This is a genomic window from bacterium (assembly GCA_022616075.1).
Lineage (GTDB): Bacteria > Acidobacteriota > HRBIN11 > JAKEFK01 > JAKEFK01 > JAKEFK01.
Genome location: JAKEFK010000336.1, coordinates 1 through 20,336 on the forward strand (window position 1 = coordinate 1; position 20,336 = coordinate 20,336).

The window sequence follows — 20,336 nt, forward strand, 5'->3', positions numbered from 1 at the left end:
AAACAAAGATCGTATGTCCGCCTGTATTGGCAAACTCAGTTCCGTTCTGCCGAGCTTTGGTTTCCAGCTCGCCGTTCAACTCCAAAACAAAAAAAAGGTCTACAGAACGGATTGTAATAGATATGTTGAGCAAGATGGCGGCGGAAAACATTTTGAATCATTTCATAAACCAATTGCTCAAGACCGGCCTTAGCAAGGTGCTGAATCGGTTGAAAAGAAAAATAGGAAAGCTGTTCGAGAAATTGTGGTAATGTGCTCGGTAAGACCAGGTGATAGATGTGATCATCATAATCTAACCAGGGTGAGCCTTCGACTTCATCGGCGCATTCGGTGAATGATCCACACAGGTCATATGCGCTAATGAACGGCTGCAAGCCTATCCTTGTTTCCGCTTCAAAATTACGAAAATCATCCTGTTCAATCTTTGCTACGTCTAAATACCTGCCCGCAACATCCCATGCGTCCCGGATCATGGATTGGAAGAAATCCTCCAATCTCTGATCCTTCTTCATTCTCAACTGATAACTAGGCATACTCCCTCCTTCAGTTTCGCTCCTTTCCCCAAACCTTCTGCGGCGCGCTGAATGAGTAGACACAAAGTTCGGTCTTGCTGCATAGCGGATTAAAGAAAAGATATTCGCCTAAAATCGTTCGAAAAGCGGTTTTCATCAGGGACTGGATTTCTTCTTTTAACTCAGGCTTGACCAGTCGCAAAATGGATTCCATTGCGGCGCGCGCAAGACCATCCAGAAATTGATCAAGTCCATTTCCCGGAAAAAGCTGGTAAACAAGATCCCTTGGGGACGCACTCAAAACATGAGCGGGCGGCGCCCATGGAGTGCTTTCGGCTTCATCCAGACAAATGTTGGAATAGCCGCACAACTTATATGACTTTACAAAAGGAACCATGTCGAGATAAATGGATCTACGAAAGTCATCAAAATCTTTTGGTTCCGGTTCCTTCCGAAAGACTTGCCATGCTAGTAGTATTCCCCAGGTTTTCGCGGCCATGATCTGAATGACGTCTTTCAGAACCTGATCTTCATGAATTCTAAGTTGGTACCTGGACATATTCGACTCCTGTTATGTTTCGAAAAAGCAATATCGGTGCCATACAGGCGAGGCGGGAGCAGCATCCCCACAAAGGCCAGGCTGTCAGATCAACTGACAACTTGTCCCGTTTTTCGTCGGATAGTCGCTTCTGTTCTCAGTTTAATGCTGGCAAGAGCTTTGCTCTTTCAGACTAATCATGAAAGGAAACAAAGTAACCATTGATGCCAATGAAGCGGCAGCATACATCGCATATCTGACAAACGAAGTCATAGCGATCTATCCGATCACACCTTCCTCAACGATGGGCGAATGGGCGGATCAATGGGCATCGGAACAGAAGCCGAACGCGTGGGGAACAATCCCCAGAGTGATTGAGATGCAAAGCGAAGGTGGAGCAGCGGGCGCCATCCATGGCGCCCTTCAGACAGGCGCGCTGGCAACCACATTTACCGCTTCACAAGGACTTCTGTTAATGATTCCCAACATGTACAAGATCGCCGGTGAACTCACTCCGGCAGTTTTTCATGTAGCCGCCCGTTCACTTGCAACTCAAGCGCTCTCAATATTTGGTGATCACAGCGATGTGATGGCCGCGCGCGCAACCGGATTTGCAATGCTCGCGTCGACTCAGTTCAAGAGGCAATGGACTTTGCTTTGATTGCGCAAGCGGCCACTCTGGAGTCGCGTGTTCCTTTTTTGCACTTCTTTGATGGATTTAGAACCTCGCATGAGATTCAGAAAATCGAACAGATTAGTCTGGATGATATTCGTTCCTTAATAAAACCGGCTCTGATTCAGGCTCATCGAGCGCGCGCACTTTCACCCGATCATCCATTCATTCGCGGAACAGCGCAAAATCCCGATGTACATTTCCAGGCTCGCGAAACGGTGAATCCTTTTTATCTTGCCTGTCCAACGATTGTGCAAAATGTGATGGATCTTTTCACTCAGCGAACAGGACGTTCTTACCGGTTGTTTGATTATTTCGGCGCCGCAGACGCAGATCGTGTGATTATTCTGATGGGATCGGGAGCTGAAGCTGCGCAGGAACTCGTAGAAAGTCAGATGGGGCAAGGCGAAAAGATCGGTCTGCTGAAAGTGCGGTTGTATCGACCATTTGACGTAATGCGATTTGTAAGCGCGTTGCCTGCAACAGTGCGTGCTATTGCGGTTCTGGATCGCACAAAAGAACCTGGCAGTTCTGGCGAGCCCCTGTATCTGGATGTAGTGGCATCCGTCAGCGAAGCACTGGCGTTGAATGCAGCCCCGTTTTTAACGTTTCCGCGGATCATCGGAGGTCGTTACGGACTTGGCTTGCTTTCCAAAACAGAAGCTGTAGCCGCAATCAAACGATCGATCGAAAAAACGTATGGAAGTCGCGGTACAAATCTTGTTGAAAAAAACTTTCTGGCTGTAGACAGCGCGTTAGAGAATCTGCATGAAGTCAACGTCCCTGAGGCGATCACTTCCAGGACAGTATTGCGCACGCCGGTTGCGGAAGGCGCACCAGAATTTGTGCGCAAGTTCACCGCTGAAATCATAGCTTCAAGGGGTGATCAGCTCCCGGTAAGCGCATTTCCCGTAGACGGGACTTATCCAACCGGTACTGCGCAATGGGAGAAACGGAATATCACTCAGCAAATTCCCGTTTGGGATGAGGATATCTGCATCCAGTGCGGAAAGTGCGTGCTGGTTTGTCCGCATGCAACGATTCGGGCTAAAGTCGTTCCTCCGGCTACACTTTCCGATTCTCCGCCGGAGTTCAAGTCAGCGCCGGCACGCTGGCGGGAATTCGGTGATTGGAAATACACTCTGCAAGTCGCCCCTGAAGACTGCACCGGATGCACTCTTTGCGTAGAAATTTGTCCGGCAAAGAGCAAAACGGAAGTCAAACACAAAGCAATCAATATGGAAGCACAGGCTCCTATTCGCGATCGCGAACGGGCCAACTGGGAATATTTCCTGAAATTGCCCGACATGAATCGACAGGTCTTAAGCCAGGGCCACGTGAAGGATGTGCAGCTTCTCGAACCGCTCTTTGAATTTTCAGGTGCATGCGCCGGTTGTGGTGAAACGCCTTACCTCAAATTGGTAAGTCAGTTATTTGGTGACCGTGCCCTGATTGCCAATGCCACCGGCTGCTCTTCTATATATGGAGGGAATCTCCCCACGACTCCGTGGACAAAAAATCGCGAAGGACTTGGTCCCGCCTGGTCCAATTCCCTGTTTGAAGACAATGCTGAATTCGGTCTCGGAATGAGACTCGCACTCAACAAACAAGCAGAATATGCCGCCGAACTTGTTCAAAAACTTGCAGGATCTATCGGTGAAGAATTAGCCGCAGAGATCCTGGATGCGGATCAAACGACGGAAACGAATATCCATTTGCAAAGAGAACGCGTAAAGGCCCTGAAACGAAAATTACAAACGTTAAATTCGAAGGAGTCAAATGATCTTCTCGCCGTGGTAGACACACTTGTCAAGAAAAGTGTTTGGATCATCGGGGGAGATGGCTGGGCATATGACATCGGATATGGGGGTCTTGATCATGTCATCGCGTCCGGTGAAAACGTAAACCTGCTTGTTTTGGATACCGAAGTCTACTCGAATACAGGCGGACAGAGTTCAAAAGCTACGCCGCGAGCTGCCGTGGCAAAATTCGCCTCATCAGGAAAGACAAGTCCGAAAAAAGATCTTGCTCTGATGGCAATCAATTACGATAACGTGTATGTTGCTCGCATTGCGATGGGCGGAAACGATACCCATACGATAAAGACTTTACTGGAGGCGGAAGCGTTCGACGGACCTTCCTTAATTATCGCGTATAGCCATTGCATCGCTCATGGATATGACATGGCTCGTGGGATGGATCAACAGAAGGCAGCAGTCCTTACCGGTTACTGGCCGTTATTCCGGTACAATCCTGCGCTTCTTCGCGAAGGTAAAAATCCAATGCAGTTGGATTCCAAACCTCCATCTTTACCTCTGGAAAAATACGTTTACGACGAAACCAGATATTCCATGCTGAAGCACAGCAATCCTGGAGCCGCAGCAGATCTTCTCAAGTTGGCACAGCAAGATGTAATGGAAAGATGGAAAATATATGAATACCTGGCCGCGATGAAGCGAAACGGCCAACCACAGCAAGCGGAGCCGGTATGATCAACTTACTATGCTCGATACTTATTGAGGTGGAACCATGTTTAAACGAATTCTAGTTCCTGTCGATTTTACTGATAAGAACCTTTCAGCGCTGGACCGGACGTATCAATTGGCAAAGTGGAGCCATGGAACCGTTATTTTGATTCATGTGATTGAAAAAGTGGAAAACATTCCCGAAGAGGAAATGAAACAGTTCTATCACAGACTGGAAAAGAGGGCGAAAAACAAAATGAAGCAGTATGCAACTACATTTGGGGAGCACGGCATTCCAGTGATCGAGAAATTCATCTACGGAAAACGTGCCGAAGAGATCATCCGGACGGCAATAGAGGATGAGGTGGATTTAATCGTTCTCAGTTCACACAAAGTGGACCCGGCCGAAAGCTGGGGAACCCTCAGCTACAAAATTGCAGTGCTTTCTCCCCTTCCTGTTCTGCTTGTGAAATAAGATGCCAATGAGACGCAAAATATTCATACCCAGCGAACACGGCGCGTGGGCAATGGTATACACTCCTTTTATCATCACCTCCTTTGTTCTTGGAGAATTCAATCTGAAAGCAGTTTGGCTTTTGCTAGCTCTTACCGGAATTTTTTTTGCTCACAAACCCCTGGAGGTTCTTGCCAGACTCAATCCACTATCACATAACGCAGATTTGCGGCGCCGGAGCGCCATTCGATGGTTGGCAATCTACCTTATCATTTCATTACTCTCTTCAGCCGCGCTGATTCTCTTGTACCAGCTGTGGCTTTTGCTGCCGATCGGACTCGCAGCCATTCTATACTTGTCAGTTCATACGTTCCTCATATCGAAGAAGTCGGACAAAACGGTGTTCGTGGAAATGCTGGGCATTTTGAATTTAACCGGAAGCGCGCCTGCACTTTATTACGTCCTCCGGGGAAACTTGGATCAAACAGCGCTTCTACTTTGGGCGATCTGCTTACTCTACTTTATTAGCAGTATTTTTTACGTGAAAATGCTGATTGGACGTTTTTCAAAAAAACCGAATTCTGCAGAACTGATTCGAAAATGCATCACCTATCATCTAATACTGATGATTCTACTGATCGTTTCCCTTTCTCTGCACCTGATACCGGTCTTGGTCATCGTTGGCTTCTTGCCTGTGATCGGCCGTACGATCTGGGGAATCCAGGTTCACCAAATCCAATTGAACTTACGCAAAGTGGGATTAACCGAAATCGCCTTAACTCTTGTCTTCATAGTCGTCACTGTAGCTGCCTTCCCTTGACAGATTGTCCTGCTATAATGACAATCTGTCAGATTCAACCATCGACCCAGAGGCGTAGCTTCGTCGAAATGAAGTCGTGGCAACTATGTTGCAATGGCAGAACTCAAAAGGAGTTTAGCAATGAAAAAGAAGCGGGTTTTATTTGTTGATGACGATCGGGAAATGCGTCAATTGATCGTCGATTTCTTTCATTCAGAAGGATACAAGATTACAGAGGCGGCAAATGGGAAAGATGCCCTGGAGCATTTGTCCGATGAAGAATTTGATGTGGTGATCACCGATCTGAGAATGCAAGAAATGGACGGACTCACTTTGCTGCGACAGATTCGTACAGCCAGCCCGAACTTACCTGTGATTCTGATCACAGCCTTCGGATCGATCGAAACAGCAGTGGAAGCCATCAAAGAAGGCGCCACCAATTTCATCCCCAAGCCTCTAAAAATGCAAACCCTGAAAGCGATCGTTGATAAAGCTGTTGACCAGAAATGGATGGCAGAAGAAAACGAGATGCTGAAAGAGGAGCTGCACGAAAAATACTCCTTTCATAACATTCTTGGAAAAAGCAAAGCAATGCAGCAGCTCTACGAGTTGATCAAACAGGTCGCAGCGAGCCATTCCAATTTGTTGATTGAAGGGGAAAGCGGAACTGGAAAGGAACTCGTCGCGCGGGCCCTGCATTTCAATAGTCCGCGTTCGTCGCATCCATTCGTTGCAATCAACTGTTCGGCCCTGCCCGAAACGCTTTTGGAAAGTGAATTATTCGGTTACGTGAAAGGGGCATTTACGGACGCGAAAGGTACCAAAAAAGGGCTTTTCGAAGTGGCAGATGGCGGGACGCTCTTCCTGGATGAAATTTCCAGCATGCCGTTGGGACTTCAAGCAAAAATTCTGAGGACCTTGCAGGATGGAGAGATCCGTCCACTTGGACATACTCAGAACAGAAAAGTGGATGTGCGAATTTTTGCAGCAACTAACAAAGATCTGGAGAAAGCTATAGACGAAGGAACTTTCCGGGAAGATCTTTTCTACCGCTTGAATGTAATCCGGATTTTGCTGCCGCCGCTCCGGGATCGTCGAGAAGATATTCCTTTACTATCGCAACACTTTTTAAAACATTACGTCCGACTCAATAACAAAAAAATCACGGGCTTTGAGCCTGCGGCAATGTCCTATTTGATGAATTCGCCGTGGCGCGGAAACGTTCGAGAGCTTGAGAACGCAGTTGAGCGCGCTGTCGTTTTGTGCCGGGGCGAGACCATCTTGACGACCGATCTTATACCAATGAACCGCAGCACTCGTAAGGGAAAATTCGATTTCGGCGGAGCATTCTTGCCGTTAAAAGAAATGGAAAGGATCTATATTGATAAAGTTCTTGAATCGGTGGGAGGCAACAAAGAGCGTGCAGCTCAAATCCTGGGTGTCAGCTCTCGTACACTTTACAGGCGAGATCATCAGAAAGAAGAGGAGCCGGTTCCAGGAGAATAAGGAAAGCGATTTGTAACGCCGGCCTCGGCACAATGCGCTTGCCGAGCATTTGCAAACCGTGCAGTGAAGTGGCCAAGCAAAGGCGATTTATAGATACAGTGCAGGTCCGGTATCCGGTCCTTGTGCCGGGCGATTTCGGCAAAAACATCGGCAACATACGTCAAATGACTTTCTGTGTAGGTCCTTCGCGGAATCGCCAATCTCAATAATTCCAGAGAGAAACCCGAGCCGCCAAACATACTGCTGCCAAGATCGCACGAACGTACGCCCCCTTCCAGAAAGACTGCAGCAGCAAGGGACTGTCCCGGAAAGTTGAACTTCCGACCCAGGAAAATTCCCGCATCGACATAAACTGCATGACCACCGGCAGGTGTATAAACAGGAATGGACCGATCTTGCAATTGTTTCAATAGGAATTCCGCTTGACCGATCCTGTGAGCAAGATATTCCTGCTGCACGGCCTCGTTCAGCCCTACGGCCATTGCCGCCAGATCACGTCCCGCAAGCCCGCCGTATGTGCTAAAGCCCTCTTTTAAAATCAACAACTGGTTCACTCGTTCGTAGAGGTCACGGTCGCGCATCGCGATTAGACCCCCAATGTTACAAAGCCCGTCCTTTTTGGCGCTCATTAACATTCCATCTGCAAAGGAAAATATTTTTCGTGAGATTTCTTTGATCGAAAGATCGGCCAATTCAGGATCTCTCTGCTGTATTAGATAAGAGTTTTCCGCATGCCGGCAGGAATCAATGATCATTTTTTTTTGAAATTGTTTGCAGAGCTCGGAAACGCGCGAAACATTCTCCATAGATACGGGTTGGCCTGCAACCCGATTATTTGTGATTGTCAGCATTACAAACGGAATGTGGTCCCCTTCCTCTTTCAAAAGGGTCGCCAACTGAGAAATGTGCATGTTCCCCTTGAACAGGCAGTCACTGTCTGGATTGCCCGCGCAGGCTGCCGGTAAATCCATGGGCATGGCGCCCAACCATTCGAGATTCGCGCGAGTTGTATCGAAATGAGCATTGGATGGGATTACATCTGCTTCCTTTACTTCTGATGAAAAAAAGACATGTTCGGCAGCGCGTCCCTGGTGCGTCGGAAGCACATACGGGAAACCGAAAATCTCCTGCACGGCATCTCTGAGACGATAGAAGCTTTGTGAACCCGCATAGGATTCATCTCCCGTCATCATGGCCCCCCATTGTTCTGCGCTCATGGAGCCGTTACCGCTATCCGTCAACAAATCGATAAATACAACATCGGAATGCAGACGAAATAGATTGTATTCGGCATCACGCAATGCGGCTTCCCGTTCCGAACGCGAAACCAGATGGATTGGTTCCGTCATTTTAATTCGATAGGGATCCGGCATCTTCATGGTTCAATCCTCCGGAATCGTGTAAGGAATGCTTTTCTTCAATGTCTTCGGGCGCAAATCCGGCGGCATTCCATTCTTTAGAAACAGAACCCATTCCTTTACATCCTCCGTATCAAAGCGCTCAGTGGAGCGAATGTCCATAACGACGCCACCATACGAAAAACGGTCATGACTGAAAGGAACCGAGCTTTTCTTGTGAAAGAAAAGCACGCATTTGCTTTCGGTTGGGAAATAAACTCTCAAATAACAACGGTTGGGAAGGCCATGTATTTCATTGAGAAAGCGAAACTCGACCCCATCCACACAGGGTCGGGCTGCAATGAATCCCTGTTCTTCGATCGCCGCAAACAGGGAAGCAAGCACCGGGAATTTAACAAAAAAATGAATTCTTGAAAGTGATTGCAATGTTGTTTGAAGTTCCATAAACGCCTCCTTAAGTATGTAGCGTCAAGTTTTCCTTTCCGGACTGAGAAGATGCAAGCGAGGTATATCGAGTAGAATCAGACCAGCTCGTTCTGTATTTCTTGCTGTCCTTCTCATTGGCGACAATAACTCGCGGCTTCAGCTCTTTTTTGAAGACGAATTCGTAGGCAATGAGACGTTTCCACTTCAACATCCATTCATTCCAGTGAAATGCAAGATTTCGGGGCACCAGGTAGCGCCCGTCATCCGGTTGAACAATCAAACTGACTTCAATATTGGGAGCAATACCGATAGGAATCCCTTTCTTGCGGCACCTTTCATACATATACCGCATGATATCGACCATATCCTCATATCTTGGAGAAGGATAACTTTCCATATCGGATCCGATCACTGGCCGGAAAATGCAAACGGTCGGAAAGGCCCCTATGTCTGTGACGTAATCAATGGCGTTGATCGTATCCTCCAGCGGCTCCACACCGGCTATGATTTCGCCGGAACAACTTCCCTTTCCCAACCGGTTCACTGTGTATTCAAGGGCTCTAAAAAAACTGCTCTGTCCGAGCGTTTTTTCCTTCCCCGGACACAATCGCGCAAAGTAATCGGGATTATGAAATTCATAACAAAAGGAAAAATGATTGACGCCTAGATCAATCAACCAATCGTATTTCCACAGGTTTGCTGTAGGGACCATCTGAATTCCAACCAGTAATCCAACCTGCTCTTTGATCGCTTTCACATAGGGCCCGGCCAGGTCCAGGTCTTTGTCATTTTGAAAGCCGCTATTGATATGAAGGAAAGTTACGCCCGATTCTTCTTTTGCAGCGCGCGCGACTTCTACCACATCCTGAATTTTCTTCTGCGCTTCTTCATTCACGCCCACGTTATACCCCGAAGTACAGAAGCGGCAATTCAGTGCGGGTTCATAAAACCAGTAGGAACAAGAATTGTTGATATAGATCCCAAGATAGGTGCCTTGAAGAACTCCGATCCTATACATAGGGACACCCGAGCTGGTTTTTTTTATGTACCAGGAAGGCTCGGAAGGAATGATTACGGGATATTCATAACCATTCCGGTTATCCGAGATAACGTATCCCTTTATGCGCTTTATCAATAAGTAAGGGGATTGCAGAGCAAAATCTTCTTCGACCGGCACATTCAGCCAGATGTCTTTCAGATTTCCTGGGATTACGAGTTCCAATCCGCTGCCCAGGCCGGCGCGAGTGCGCGCGAAAAGCCGTCCATCATCACCGATCGTGCAAGATGAATCAATGCGGATTCCTTTGCAAAACAAGTCAATCTCCAGCTCGGCTGGATTCAATCGTTGCATGAATGCGAACCTCCTTTCTGACGAATGGAGCAATCAATATGCCATGCTCTCCTCCGACGAGGAGGATTCAACGACCGTTGCGACAATTTGTCTTTGCAGAGACAGCTCGTCATGTGTCGGTGGAGGGTGGAGCGTCGAAAAAGTTGTTGGCATAAATGTTGATCAAGATAGTCTTGAAACGGAGGCTGATCATGAAACTATTTCATAAAATTCTTTGCCCGATTGATTTTTCCGAAGATTCGGTCAAAGCCTTACAGTGGACGCGATATCTGGCAAAGCGCTATGAGGGACAAGTTACCATTCTCCATGTGATGGAACCATATCCGGCAATCGTGGATGTAGGAATCGACTACGATAAATATCATTCCGCTGTTGTCCGCGATATGAAAGCGTTTCTTGCGCCCTTGAACATCCCGTTTGAGAGCATGCAAAGCAGCGGCTCGCCTGCCGAAAAAATCCCGGCCCTTGCAACCACGCTAGGATCATCCGTGATCGTAATGGGAACGCGCGGTCTACGTGGTACTGCGCATCGCCTGATTGGTTCGACCACAGAAAGTGTCATTCGACATTCTTCCGTGCCCGTGATTACACTTTCACCGAAATGTTGTGCACCCGGTGAAATCGAATCAAATCAAGTTCTACTGCCGGTTTCGAGCTTGAATTGGCCGGCGCGTGGATTTATTCGTCTGCGTCAAATCCTTCGAGATCTGAACGGGTCGTTGACTATGATGCACGTAGTAGACATAAAAGATGAAATGTTCAATTCGTCTTTTGATGCGAATCCCGTTCTTGTAACAAGTTATCAAATTGACGAAAGGAAAAAGGATCTTGAACGAATTGGTTTTCAAATAGCAAAAAATGCAGAGACGATCGAGACGATTCTTCAATTCGGCAATGCGTCTCCGGAGATTTTGAAAGAAGCAGAAGCGGCAAAATATGGCTGGATCCTGATGGGAGCCAAACGGCAAAAACTATTTTCAAGATTTTTTGACTCCACTGCTTACAACGTCATCAGTCAAGCACCAGTCCCGGTTATAACGATTCGCGTGTAACCGAGTGTTCTAGTCCGGTTCTGCGCGATCGTTGGCCCTCTCCAGATGAATTTCGCGCCGAGCCGGAAAATTCAAACCACTGCTCACTAAGCGTCCTTTCCTGTTCTATTGGACATTCGACTGACAAAACGTCATTTGAACTGCGCCGTATTTCGACCTATCTCCTTACGAATTACTGCGGTTAGCAGTTCAGATGCAATAACTTACGGCGATGTACCTTACTTGGCTTTCGATTTGCAATTCCCCGCCATGGAGGAAAAATCATGAAAACAAGAACATTCTTAGTGAGTGCATTTGCTCTTTTTGCGATCCTATTGATGTTTCCACAGGATGCGCAATCCATTACAGCTTGGGCAAGAAAGTATAACGTGTCTTGTGGAACGTGCCATGCTGTTGGATATCGATTGACCCGCGAAGGAATCGATTTCATGAGACGAGGTCATCATTATGCGAAAGATGAAGGTTCAAAAGGGCTGGAGGACTACCTGGCCTTGAACTCTAAAGTCCGATTCAATGATGGAAACGATTCCGATAGCATTGACAACAAGATCGGAGAAGTCACGTTTGAACATCATGCTTTCGCGCTTTACGGTGGAGGATTGATTGCCGACAAGTTCTCCTTTTTCACAGAAGTCTACTTACATGAACGAGAAGGAAATCCTACCAATGTAGACACTTTCAAGGATGGTGGGCGGACGAAGTTAGCCGAAGCATATCTGCAGTACACAAAAGGTGACAACAATTACTTCACCCTGCGGGCAGGACAAATCGCTTCGCAGCTTTGGTACCTGCAAGGCGCGGGAGGACGAGTTTCTGAAACACGAAATTTTCTTGTCAACAATGCCACAGTTAAAACCAACGGCGGCATTCAAAACAATTGGCTACCACGGCAGCGGGATTATGGCGTCGAAGCAGGCATGCAATATGGAGATCTGCACGGTGTATTTGCATTAGCAAATGGTAATGGAAATTCACCTACCAATGTTGTAGAGAACAAAGGTCAATCGGCTAAAGACTTTTACACAAGCTGGGATTACACGGTTATGGATAAAGCGATGATAGGGTTCTTCTATCACAACGGAAACCTGGAAGACCCACTCAATCCAGTTGTACCGGAACAAAATCAGGATGATTTCCACCGTCTTGGTCTGACTTTTAATTCCAATCCTACTGATCGATTGTGGTTACTTGCTAACTACGTGAGGGGGAAGGATGAAGATTCCATTCCTGCACCTGGCTTTCTTTCAGATGTTGAGAGCAATGGTTTTTATGTAGAAGCAGACTATCTGTTACATGTAGACCGCGGAATTGTACCCTTTGCCCGCTACGATCATTTTACTCACGACGGCAAGTCCACTCCGACTTTAGAACTGAATACGGATACAGATGTGTTCGTCCTGGGCTGCAGCGTGAACTTGTTCCAGGAACAGAGAGGGCGAGTAGTTATTGAATGGCAGTATCAGAAACAAGAAGAAGCGAATGTAACAAAGATCAAAGATCAAAATCTCCGAATCGAACTCTCATTCATGTTGTGACCCCCATCGGTTCCATCTAAATTTTAAGGGAGGAGATCTCTCCTCCCTTTTTTTCTACCTGTTTTTGACAAATTGACTGCAGGTTTGACAACCTGTCGATTCTTGAGGAGCTTGAAAAAATCTCTTCTCAGGAAACTGGCACAATTCAACTTCAATGATGGCTTAGGACTTGCTTCAGCGCATTGATTGAACGGAGGAAAACAATGCCTAACAAAACATTGATCCAAATGATTTTCCTGACATGCTTGCTAATCATTGCTGCTTTCGTAAACTCGGCCAGAGCTGAGGATCCAGCCGGAAAAAAGATTTTCATGGAAAACAAATGCAATTCTTGTCATTCCATTGAATCGCAGGCGATTACCAAAAAGCTGGCCAGCTCCAAAGCACCCGATCTTTCCAATGTAGGATCAGAACATAAAGCAGACTGGATCACCAAGTACTTGAATAAAGAAGAAACAAAGAACGACAAAAAACATTCGAAAGCCTGGACCGGCAAAAAAGAAGATTTGGAAACGCTGGTGAAATGGCTGGAAACTTTAAAAAAGGCGCAAACAAAGTAGACTTGAATCGTACAACAGAAGCTGAGCTCCAGCGTTGAACAAAGGGCAAAATCTTTTCGCCCCGCGGTTCAAGGAGACGAACCTTTGATCACTCCAGCGGCAATTCTAGTAGCAATCATTTCGATCACGATCGCGTTGGTCGGTTTGATCGTGATCAAACCGGGCATTACGGTGATGCGAGTGGGAAAGATCCTTGCCTTTCTCGCACTTTTCATTTTCCCCGTTCTTGCAGTTTTGATGGGGACCTCTGAACATGTGCAACGATCAAAGAAGACACAATTCTGTCTGTCTTGCCATGTGATGGAGCCTTACGGTAAAAGTCTGCGAGTAGATAACAGCGAACACATCCCTGCAGTTCACTTTCAGAATCATCTGGTCCCGCCCGAGAGTGCCTGTTACACATGCCACACCGACTATACACTTTATGGTGATCTTAACGCCAAGCTGCGAGGTCTGAGACATGTTTACGTCTATTATCTCGGAACTGCACCGAAAACTATTCATCTTTATAAGCCCTACAACAACAGGGAATGTCTGCACTGTCATCTGGGAGCGAGATCATTTGAGGAAGGCGCCACGCACAATGAAGAGCCGCAACGACTTCCAAATATTAAGACAAACAAACTCTCCTGCATGAGCAGCGGCTGTCACGAAGTCGCACATAACGTTGACAAGTTAAATGGAGTCACCTTCTGGAAGGAGCCCTCAAAATGAAGTTGATGGTGGAACACCGCATTCAAATCTCCGGAATATTGATCCTGATTGGACTCCTGATAGAGCTGATCTCCTTGCATTGGTCCCATCCCACCGCCTTTCTTCTTTTTGCAATAGTTGGTGGTCTTTTTCTACTAACCGGCATTCTGTTCTATCTCTATTCACTGGTAACCCAACGCGAAGAGTAACCTGAATCATCAATATTGGTAACTTGTTTCCTCAAACGGGAGGCGCGTTTGTGCCTCCCATTTCTTTCAACCGCCAACCTGACAGCACACTGACAATTTGTCTTTCCCATGAACCGGCGTCGCCGAGAAATTGATGGCATCATGCTTGCACAAAGAATACTTCCAGAGGTAAATGTTATGAAACACAAAGTCTTTCATTTGATGTTGCTTTTTGCGGCGTTCAGCGTGTTTTCAATTCATGCTGAAGAAACAAAATACCGCGAGACGAAACTCCTCTTCAAGGGTTGGGTCAAGGGACGAGTCATCCATACAAATCCGGGCCTGGAAGTTCCCAAATTGGAAGTGAATCGGGATTCTTCTTCTTGTGGAGTCGAGCCGCGCAAAATTCAAGCCGTTGAAATTGCTCCCAATGGTGGCTTGCAGAACGCGGTTGTTTTTCTGAAGGAGATTTCTGCGGGAAAAGATTTTGTTCTGTCCGCTGATCCGCCAGTTCTTCATCAAACACATTGTGATTATCAACCACATGTTCAACTCGTACCTCCGATGAGCAGCATCAAAATCACGAATGACGATAAGCTTCTTCACAGTGTTCATGCTTTTTGGTTTCCGTTCGGAACGAAATTCGTAATTTATCCGAATAGCGTCACCTATCCTGCCAAAACTCTTTTCAACATTGCGATGGTTGCTCAACGGAAGGAAAGCTTTCAGCAACTTGGAGCTTCCGGCATCGTGAAATTCATTTGTGAAGCGGGGCATTACTGGATGACTGCATATGTTATCGTAACGCCACATCCATACTTCGCCAAGGTCGATTCACAGGGGAATTACACTTTGGAAGATGTTCCTCCCGGAAAATACATCCTTGTTTCGTGGCATGAATATTTTGGAACGAAAGAACAACCGATCACTGTGAAAGAGAATCAACCAGCAGAAGCGAACTTCGCCTATTCAGACGAATTATGAAAGGGGGCTAAATATGTCACTCGTTATTGAATTCTATATCGGCCGGCTCAAGCTCGACGTAATTAATGACGCATATTTGGTGGAAGTTTCCTTTGTAGATAATCCTCCGTATCAGAACAAACTAAAAGATTTGCCGGATTGGACCCTATCGTCAAAAAACGCAATCTGGTTTGTTCAAGAGGATCAGCCGATTACGACCCGGGCAAAACATGGTGACACAATCAAAGAAGATCTGACCTTAAGTTTTCTTCATTAGGCGGAGGCGAGCATGGAACCTAATGACAAGATTATTTCCGTCTTAAACGGTTTGATTGAAACCTGTAAGGATGCGGAAAAAGGATACTGGGAAGCTTCAAACGCAATGGAATACGGATTCTACAGAGCCCTTTTGGAGGATTACGCAAGACAACGGACCGTATTTGCTGCGGAATTGCAATCGGTGGTTCGTCACCTGGGTGGTACGCCCGATAGAAAAGGAACCATGGCCGGCAACTTACACCGTGGATGGATGAATCTCCGTTTAGCGTTGAAAAGTCAAAGTGATCGGGCTATTGCGTTGGAATGCGAGCGTGGTGAGTCCATAGCACTAAAACACTACCGGAATGCTTTGAAAACTGATCTTCCAGGACAAATTAAATCCATTCTTGAAAAGCAGTGCGCAGTTATCCGGTCAACCAGACAAAGGATTCATACGATCACTCAAGATAAGGCAACGAACTCTTAAAAGATCACTATTCGCAATCAGGGTTCGTCAATGCTACGAATGAGATGCGTAGAGGCCCACCAGTCTCGTTCGTTCCGATTCCAAACGTTCTCCAACAATCTTTAGAAAGCGCTTAAGAATCTCATAACCAAATTCCGGATCGCGGTCCATCAGATTTCGCAAACGCAGGGCATCTATTCTCAATGCTGCAACGGGTTCCATGGTTCGCGCGTCGAAGCGCCAACAGAGGGCGAAATCAACCAGGACCAGCCCAAGACAGAACCGTTTCCGATTTTTTCCAGCACGACAGGGCCTCCCATAGCTGAAAAAAGCTCAATCTCAACAGATCCATTCAGGATTAGAAAGAACTCTTGCGCCGATTCTCCCTGGCGAAAAACATATTCTCCGCCTGGAAGCTCTCGATAAACTCGATTTTATCGGCAAACTTTTCCAATGGAATGAATCTGTTTGAGCTGCTGCACGACAGTGCCCCCTCCCCGATATAGCCAAATAGCAATGAGCACGCTGGCATTATAGCCATGTAGCTATATAATGGATAATATTGTGGTAATGTAGCCATTATGAAAACGGTGAACGTAGCTGAATTAAAAGACAAATTGAGTTCCTACCTTGATGAAGTTGAAAACGGTGAGGAATTGATCGTGGTGAACCGGAAAAAGCCAGTGGCAAGATTGCTCCCGCTGGACTCTAACAAACAGGATCCGGACGAATGGGAACTTGTGATACAGGGTAAGCTGAGGCTTCCGGCAAAACAGGTTACAGCTTCGTACTTGAAGCGGTTCTTATCTGCAAGGAAACCGGAGATCAAAGAAGGTTCTTCTCTGGATGCGCTCACTATGGATCGCAGTGAGACAGATTAAGACCGCTTTTTGGGATACCAGCGCTCTTCTTCCTTTATTCTGTCGTGATCAGTTTTCGGTTCAATCCCGTGACTACGTTCGCAAATATCCTGAGATCGTTATTTGGTGGGGAACACCTGTGGAGATAAGGTCTACTTTTATGCGACTGCTTCATGAAACCCGTATGACTGCTGAAAATGTACAAAAAGCGCTTTTGTACGTTGCAGAATTTCGTTTGAGATGGCGAGAAGTTCTGCCTGTGGGTCGAGTTCGAGAACTTGCTGAGGATTGTTGCGATCGCTACAGAATCCGCTCTGGGGATTCTCTACAGCTTGGAGCGGCCCTCGTCTGGTGTAAGGAGCATCCCAAAGGCAAAAATTTTGTTTGCTTTGATTCCGGCCTGCTCGAAGCAGCAAGACAAGCTGGATTCGATGTGCATTCCTGAGTCGTCCTGGACGCATTGTCGCAAATTCTGACAACTCGTCAGTTTCCTACTCAGAATATGCTTGGAAAACATATGGCACGCCGCTTGCTCTGGACCTGAGATGGTAGAGATGAGCATGAAAGTACGAAAGCGTCTTGGTTTTCTAACAAGTCTCGTGCTGCTCATGTTGATGTTTTGTCCTTATATGGAAGCAGCAACACAACCGAAAGTAGAATCGGATTGCCACAATGAACCGGCTTCTCCTGTAAATCAGAACTTACATTCTTGCTGTGATAACGATGCAATTCCAGTTCAGCAGTTTCACATCCTTACAACTTTAAGTTTGCTTCAAACATTGAGTCTCGTAGAGACACAAACACTACATACGATTCATTCTCATAGCTGCGATTCTCCCCTTCTTTACCGGTCCATAGCTGATCAACTCGCATCACTGACCGTTCTGCGTCTGTAATCTACTCCTATTCCCTTTGTTCAGTCACGCGGCAATTCTCTCGCCGCAAAACCCAAGAAATATGGAGTAGTTATGATCTCGTTTTTGAAAAGTTCAATCATCGCAATATCACTGGTCGCACTTTCAGCTTCAGCCGAACCGGAGACGATATCGCTTGAACAGCTTGTTTCTGCGCTCGTAAGGAACAATCCCGATATTCAGGCGGCAGAAAGCCGGTACGAGGCAGCGCAGGTGCGGCCGAGCCAGATGAGGACGCTTCCGGATCCTGTTCTTTCTTTTGTGAGCCGGAACGGTAGCGGAAATCCGGCTCCTTTTACTGAACTGGGAAAAGACCCTCTCAGCTCCATCGGTGTGATGTGGAAACAGGAATTTCCTTTCCCGGGCAAGCTTCGTCTTTCAGGTGAGATGGCCCAAAAAGAAGCCGATGCCGCGAAAGTAGATATAGAAACAGTCCGGTGGAAAGTCATCTCGAACTTAAAGGAAGCGTATTACGAATACTTCCGGGTTGATCGATCGATTCAAATATTGAATGACAGTCTCAAGCTGCTCAAGCATTTTGAAGAGATAGCGCGCGCCCGGTACGGTGTTGGTGAAGGGATCCAGCAGGATGTGCTTCGTTCACAACTGGAAATCTCGATTATGGACCAACGAATCACTTCGATGCAGCAGGAACGAGCGACGGCGGCCGCTGAAATCAATCGTTTGATAAACCGTCCCGTTGATTCTCCTTTACCAAATCCGGCTGAAGTCACGCAGACGAAATTCGTTCTGCCGGCCGAGACTCTTGAATCCGAATTTATCACCGACGCACCGCAGATCCGATCAGGAGAAGCGATGGTGTCGCGCGAACAAAAAAACCTGGAGCTGGCAAAAAAGCAGTTTCGGCCCGATTTTATGACTTCTGTTGAGTATGCAACCAGTCCGAATTTCCCGGACATGTGGGAAATAGAATTCGGACTTCGGATTCCCATCTTTTACAAAACCAAACAAGCGTACGGAGTTGCAGAAGCCTCTCACAATCTCACACGGACTCAAAAGGAGCTGAGATCGATGCAGCTGGAGATCGCTTTCAGCATCAGAAATCAGTTTCTGCAGATTCAAGCTTCTGAGAAGTTGTTGAGGCTCTATGACCAGGCGGTGCTGCCGCAATCCAACCTTGCGTTGGAATCATCACTTGCCACGTATCAAGTCGGTAAGTCGGATTTCCTCACAACCATGAGCAACTTCATGACGTTGCTCGAATACCGGATGAACCGTTACGCAGAATTATCCAGACACGAAACTGCAATCGCGCGTCTGGAGCGTATTTTGGGACGTCCTGTCGCAGCAGTTTCACAGGCAAAAGGAGAGAGTCACCATGAATAAGAAAACAGCATTCATTCTCTTATTGGTTTTCGCCACGGCGGCCACCATTTATCTGATTTTCGCAAAGGCCGAAAACAACACACCCACCAATTCACGAGCTGCCGCTGACGAAAAGAAGACACCCGAAATTCTGTACTGGGTCGATCCAATGCATCCAACCTACCGATCCGATAAACCTGGAATCGCTCCCGATTGCGGAATGCAACTGACTCCTGTGTACGCGGAAGATGAGAATACGAAAACTTCGTCAGCAGGTATGGTCCGGTTAACGGGGCGCAAACGGCAGCTGATCAATCTCAAGGTTGTGGAAGTGAGCGACGGTCATGTGATGAAAAACATTCGCACCGTTGGAACGCTTCAATATGACGAAACGAAGGTGGCGAAGATCCATAGCAAGATCGAAGGCTGGATTGACAAAATCCATGTTGATTACACGGGAAAATTGGTAAGAAAGGGGCAACCGTTATTTTCCATTTACAGTCCCGAGCTCGTTGCAACGCAGCAGGAATACTTGCTCGCGTTGAAGGCGGAACGGAATCTCAAAGGGAGTGAATTCGGGGATGTTTCGGGCGGAGCAAATGCGCTGCGAGAATCGGCTTACCGCCGTTTGAAGCTGTGGGATGTCTCTGATCAGCAGATCAGAAAACTGGAAGAAACCGGCAAGCCGATCACAAGCATCACATTCTATTCGCCTGCATCCGGTTTTGTGCTGACAAAAAACGTATTTGAAAAAATGCGAATCGACTATCAAACCGAAGCCTATTCCATCGCGGACCTGTCAACAATTTGGCTCATCGCGGACATTTACGAGTACGAAGCCTCACGCGTACACGCCGGCCAGAAAGCAACAATGACGCTTTCCTACAATCCAGGTCGCCGTTATGAAGGATCGGTCGCTTACATCTACCCCGATCTAAACAGCATGACCCGAACACTCAAAGCGCGTGTCGAATTTCCTAACGCGGACTACGGCTTGAAGCCCGGAACGTTCGCCAACGTTGAACTGGATACCGGACATTCTTCGGGGCTTGTAATTCCAGTGGACGCCGTTCTTGACTCAGGAGATCAGAAGATCGTGTTTGTGCAGAAATCGGAAGGTGAATTCGAACCCCGGCGAGTTGAGCTTGGCGAATACCTCGAAAATCAAGTGGTTGTAACGAACGGTCTGAAGCCCGGCGAAAAAATTGTGGCGTCCGGAAACTTCTTGATCGATTCCGAAAGCCAGTTAAAAAGCGCACTCCAAAGCATGAAGGGCGCGGAACACAAACACGGACAGTAAGGAGGGCGCTATGAAACCTAATGTAACGCGGTTAGAGTCTGTTGAACAAGGATTCTCCCCTCTTATTAAGGGGCGAGGTAGAGGGTTGATATTGCTTGTTTGCTTCATCTTGCTCCTCTCCTGCAGCAGAAGAGCTGAG

The 20,336-nt window shown here is 47.1% G+C and carries 22 protein-coding genes and 1 pseudogene; 17 read left to right on the plus strand and 6 right to left on the minus strand.

Annotation, left to right across the window (positions count from 1 at the left end):
* Positions 1-35 precede the first annotated feature (35 nt).
* Together L0156_26140 and L0156_26145 are read right to left on the minus strand one after the other, a co-directional pair.
* On the minus strand, positions 36-533 hold the full coding sequence (locus L0156_26140; protein ID MCI0606480.1) for a hypothetical protein: 498 nt from the start codon (positions 531-533) through the stop codon (positions 36-38).
* A 10-nt stretch (positions 534-543) separates the two neighbouring features.
* A complete protein-coding gene (locus L0156_26145; protein ID MCI0606481.1) occupies positions 544-1,071 on the minus strand; it encodes a hypothetical protein in 528 nt (175 codons plus the stop codon).
* 178 nt (positions 1,072-1,249) lie between these two features.
* On the opposite strand from L0156_26145, the pseudogene L0156_26150 reads away from it, so the two are divergent.
* From L0156_26150 to L0156_26165, 4 genes and pseudogenes are all read left to right on the plus strand, one after another.
* Positions 1,250-4,215: pseudogene (locus L0156_26150) on the plus strand (4Fe-4S dicluster domain-containing protein).
* Positions 4,216-4,252: 37 nt separating this feature from the next.
* On the plus strand, positions 4,253-4,663 hold the full coding sequence (locus L0156_26155; GenBank protein ID MCI0606482.1) for a universal stress protein: 411 nt from the start codon (positions 4,253-4,255) through the stop codon (positions 4,661-4,663).
* Positions 4,664-4,670: 7 nt separating this feature from the next.
* The gene (locus L0156_26160; GenBank protein ID MCI0606483.1) at positions 4,671-5,462 is read left to right on the plus strand and encodes a YwiC-like family protein; all 792 of its coding nucleotides are present in this window, start codon (positions 4,671-4,673) and stop codon (positions 5,460-5,462) included.
* 120 nt (positions 5,463-5,582) lie between these two features.
* Positions 5,583-6,947 carry a sigma-54 dependent transcriptional regulator gene (locus L0156_26165; protein MCI0606484.1) on the plus strand — a complete coding sequence of 455 codons (1,365 nt, stop codon included), beginning with the start codon at positions 5,583-5,585 and terminating at the stop codon, positions 6,945-6,947.
* Here L0156_26165 and L0156_26170 read toward each other — a convergent pair.
* The 3 genes from L0156_26170 to L0156_26180 are packed head-to-tail and all read right to left on the minus strand — an operon-like array spanning position 6,914 to position 10,082.
* Positions 6,914-8,326: a tryptophanase gene (locus tag L0156_26170; protein MCI0606485.1), complete on the minus strand. Its 1,413-nt coding sequence runs from the start codon at positions 8,324-8,326 to the stop codon at positions 6,914-6,916. The genes L0156_26165 and L0156_26170 overlap by 34 nt on opposite strands.
* 3 nt (positions 8,327-8,329) lie before the next feature.
* Positions 8,330-8,749 (minus strand): hypothetical protein, encoded by a 420-nt coding sequence (locus L0156_26175; GenBank protein ID MCI0606486.1) that lies wholly within the window; start codon positions 8,747-8,749, stop codon positions 8,330-8,332.
* Between the two features lie 10 nt (positions 8,750-8,759).
* Complete coding sequence (locus tag L0156_26180) at positions 8,760-10,082, minus strand: hypothetical protein (GenBank protein MCI0606487.1); 1,323 nt, start codon at positions 10,080-10,082, stop codon at positions 8,760-8,762.
* Between the two features lie 191 nt (positions 10,083-10,273).
* On the opposite strand from L0156_26180, the gene L0156_26185 reads away from it, so the two are divergent.
* The 8 genes from L0156_26185 to L0156_26220 all read left to right on the plus strand — a co-directional run bounded on the left by L0156_26185 (position 10,274) and on the right by L0156_26220 (position 15,818).
* A complete protein-coding gene (locus L0156_26185; protein ID MCI0606488.1) occupies positions 10,274-11,134 on the plus strand; it encodes a universal stress protein in 861 nt (286 codons plus the stop codon).
* A 263-nt stretch (positions 11,135-11,397) separates the two neighbouring features.
* Positions 11,398-12,669 (plus strand): hypothetical protein, encoded by a 1,272-nt coding sequence (locus L0156_26190; GenBank protein MCI0606489.1) that lies wholly within the window; start codon positions 11,398-11,400, stop codon positions 12,667-12,669.
* A 203-nt stretch (positions 12,670-12,872) separates the two neighbouring features.
* Positions 12,873-13,229, plus strand: a complete 357-nt coding sequence (locus L0156_26195) for a cytochrome c (GenBank protein MCI0606490.1) — start codon at positions 12,873-12,875, stop codon at positions 13,227-13,229.
* Between the two features lie 84 nt (positions 13,230-13,313).
* Entirely contained in the window at positions 13,314-13,943 is a 630-nt protein-coding gene (locus L0156_26200; GenBank protein ID MCI0606491.1) for a NapC/NirT family cytochrome c, read from the plus strand.
* A complete protein-coding gene (locus tag L0156_26205) occupies positions 13,940-14,131 on the plus strand; it encodes a hypothetical protein (GenBank protein MCI0606492.1) in 192 nt (63 codons plus the stop codon). Before L0156_26200 ends, L0156_26205 begins: the two co-directional genes overlap by 4 nt.
* A gap of 177 nt (positions 14,132-14,308) precedes the next feature.
* Positions 14,309-15,094, plus strand: a complete 786-nt coding sequence (locus L0156_26210; GenBank protein MCI0606493.1) for a carboxypeptidase regulatory-like domain-containing protein — start codon at positions 14,309-14,311, stop codon at positions 15,092-15,094.
* 13 nt (positions 15,095-15,107) lie between these two features.
* A complete protein-coding gene (locus L0156_26215; protein ID MCI0606494.1) occupies positions 15,108-15,350 on the plus strand; it encodes a hypothetical protein in 243 nt (80 codons plus the stop codon).
* Between the two features lie 12 nt (positions 15,351-15,362).
* Positions 15,363-15,818, plus strand: coding sequence for a PA2169 family four-helix-bundle protein (locus L0156_26220; GenBank protein MCI0606495.1), 456 nt, complete (start codon positions 15,363-15,365; stop codon positions 15,816-15,818).
* Between the two features lie 33 nt (positions 15,819-15,851).
* Here L0156_26220 and L0156_26225 read toward each other — a convergent pair whose 3' ends face one another.
* The gene (locus L0156_26225) at positions 15,852-16,019 is read right to left on the minus strand and encodes a hypothetical protein (GenBank protein MCI0606496.1); all 168 of its coding nucleotides are present in this window, start codon (positions 16,017-16,019) and stop codon (positions 15,852-15,854) included.
* A 359-nt stretch (positions 16,020-16,378) separates the two neighbouring features.
* Between L0156_26225 and L0156_26230 the strand changes: the two genes are divergently transcribed.
* The 5 genes from L0156_26230 to L0156_26250 all read left to right on the plus strand — a co-directional run bounded on the left by L0156_26230 (position 16,379) and on the right by L0156_26250 (position 20,197).
* Positions 16,379-16,678 carry a type II toxin-antitoxin system prevent-host-death family antitoxin gene (locus tag L0156_26230; GenBank protein MCI0606497.1) on the plus strand — a complete coding sequence of 100 codons (300 nt, stop codon included), beginning with the start codon at positions 16,379-16,381 and terminating at the stop codon, positions 16,676-16,678.
* 139 nt (positions 16,679-16,817) lie between these two features.
* Positions 16,818-17,102 (plus strand): hypothetical protein, encoded by a 285-nt coding sequence (locus L0156_26235; GenBank protein MCI0606498.1) that lies wholly within the window; start codon positions 16,818-16,820, stop codon positions 17,100-17,102.
* Positions 17,103-17,217: 115 nt separating this feature from the next.
* Positions 17,218-17,553 carry a hypothetical protein gene (locus tag L0156_26240; GenBank protein MCI0606499.1) on the plus strand — a complete coding sequence of 112 codons (336 nt, stop codon included), beginning with the start codon at positions 17,218-17,220 and terminating at the stop codon, positions 17,551-17,553.
* Positions 17,554-17,625: 72 nt separating this feature from the next.
* Positions 17,626-18,918: a TolC family protein gene (locus L0156_26245; GenBank protein MCI0606500.1), complete on the plus strand. Its 1,293-nt coding sequence runs from the start codon at positions 17,626-17,628 to the stop codon at positions 18,916-18,918.
* Positions 18,911-20,197 (plus strand): efflux RND transporter periplasmic adaptor subunit, encoded by a 1,287-nt coding sequence (locus L0156_26250; GenBank protein MCI0606501.1) that lies wholly within the window; start codon positions 18,911-18,913, stop codon positions 20,195-20,197. Before L0156_26245 ends, L0156_26250 begins: the two co-directional genes overlap by 8 nt.
* Positions 20,198-20,336: the final 139 nt, after the last annotated feature.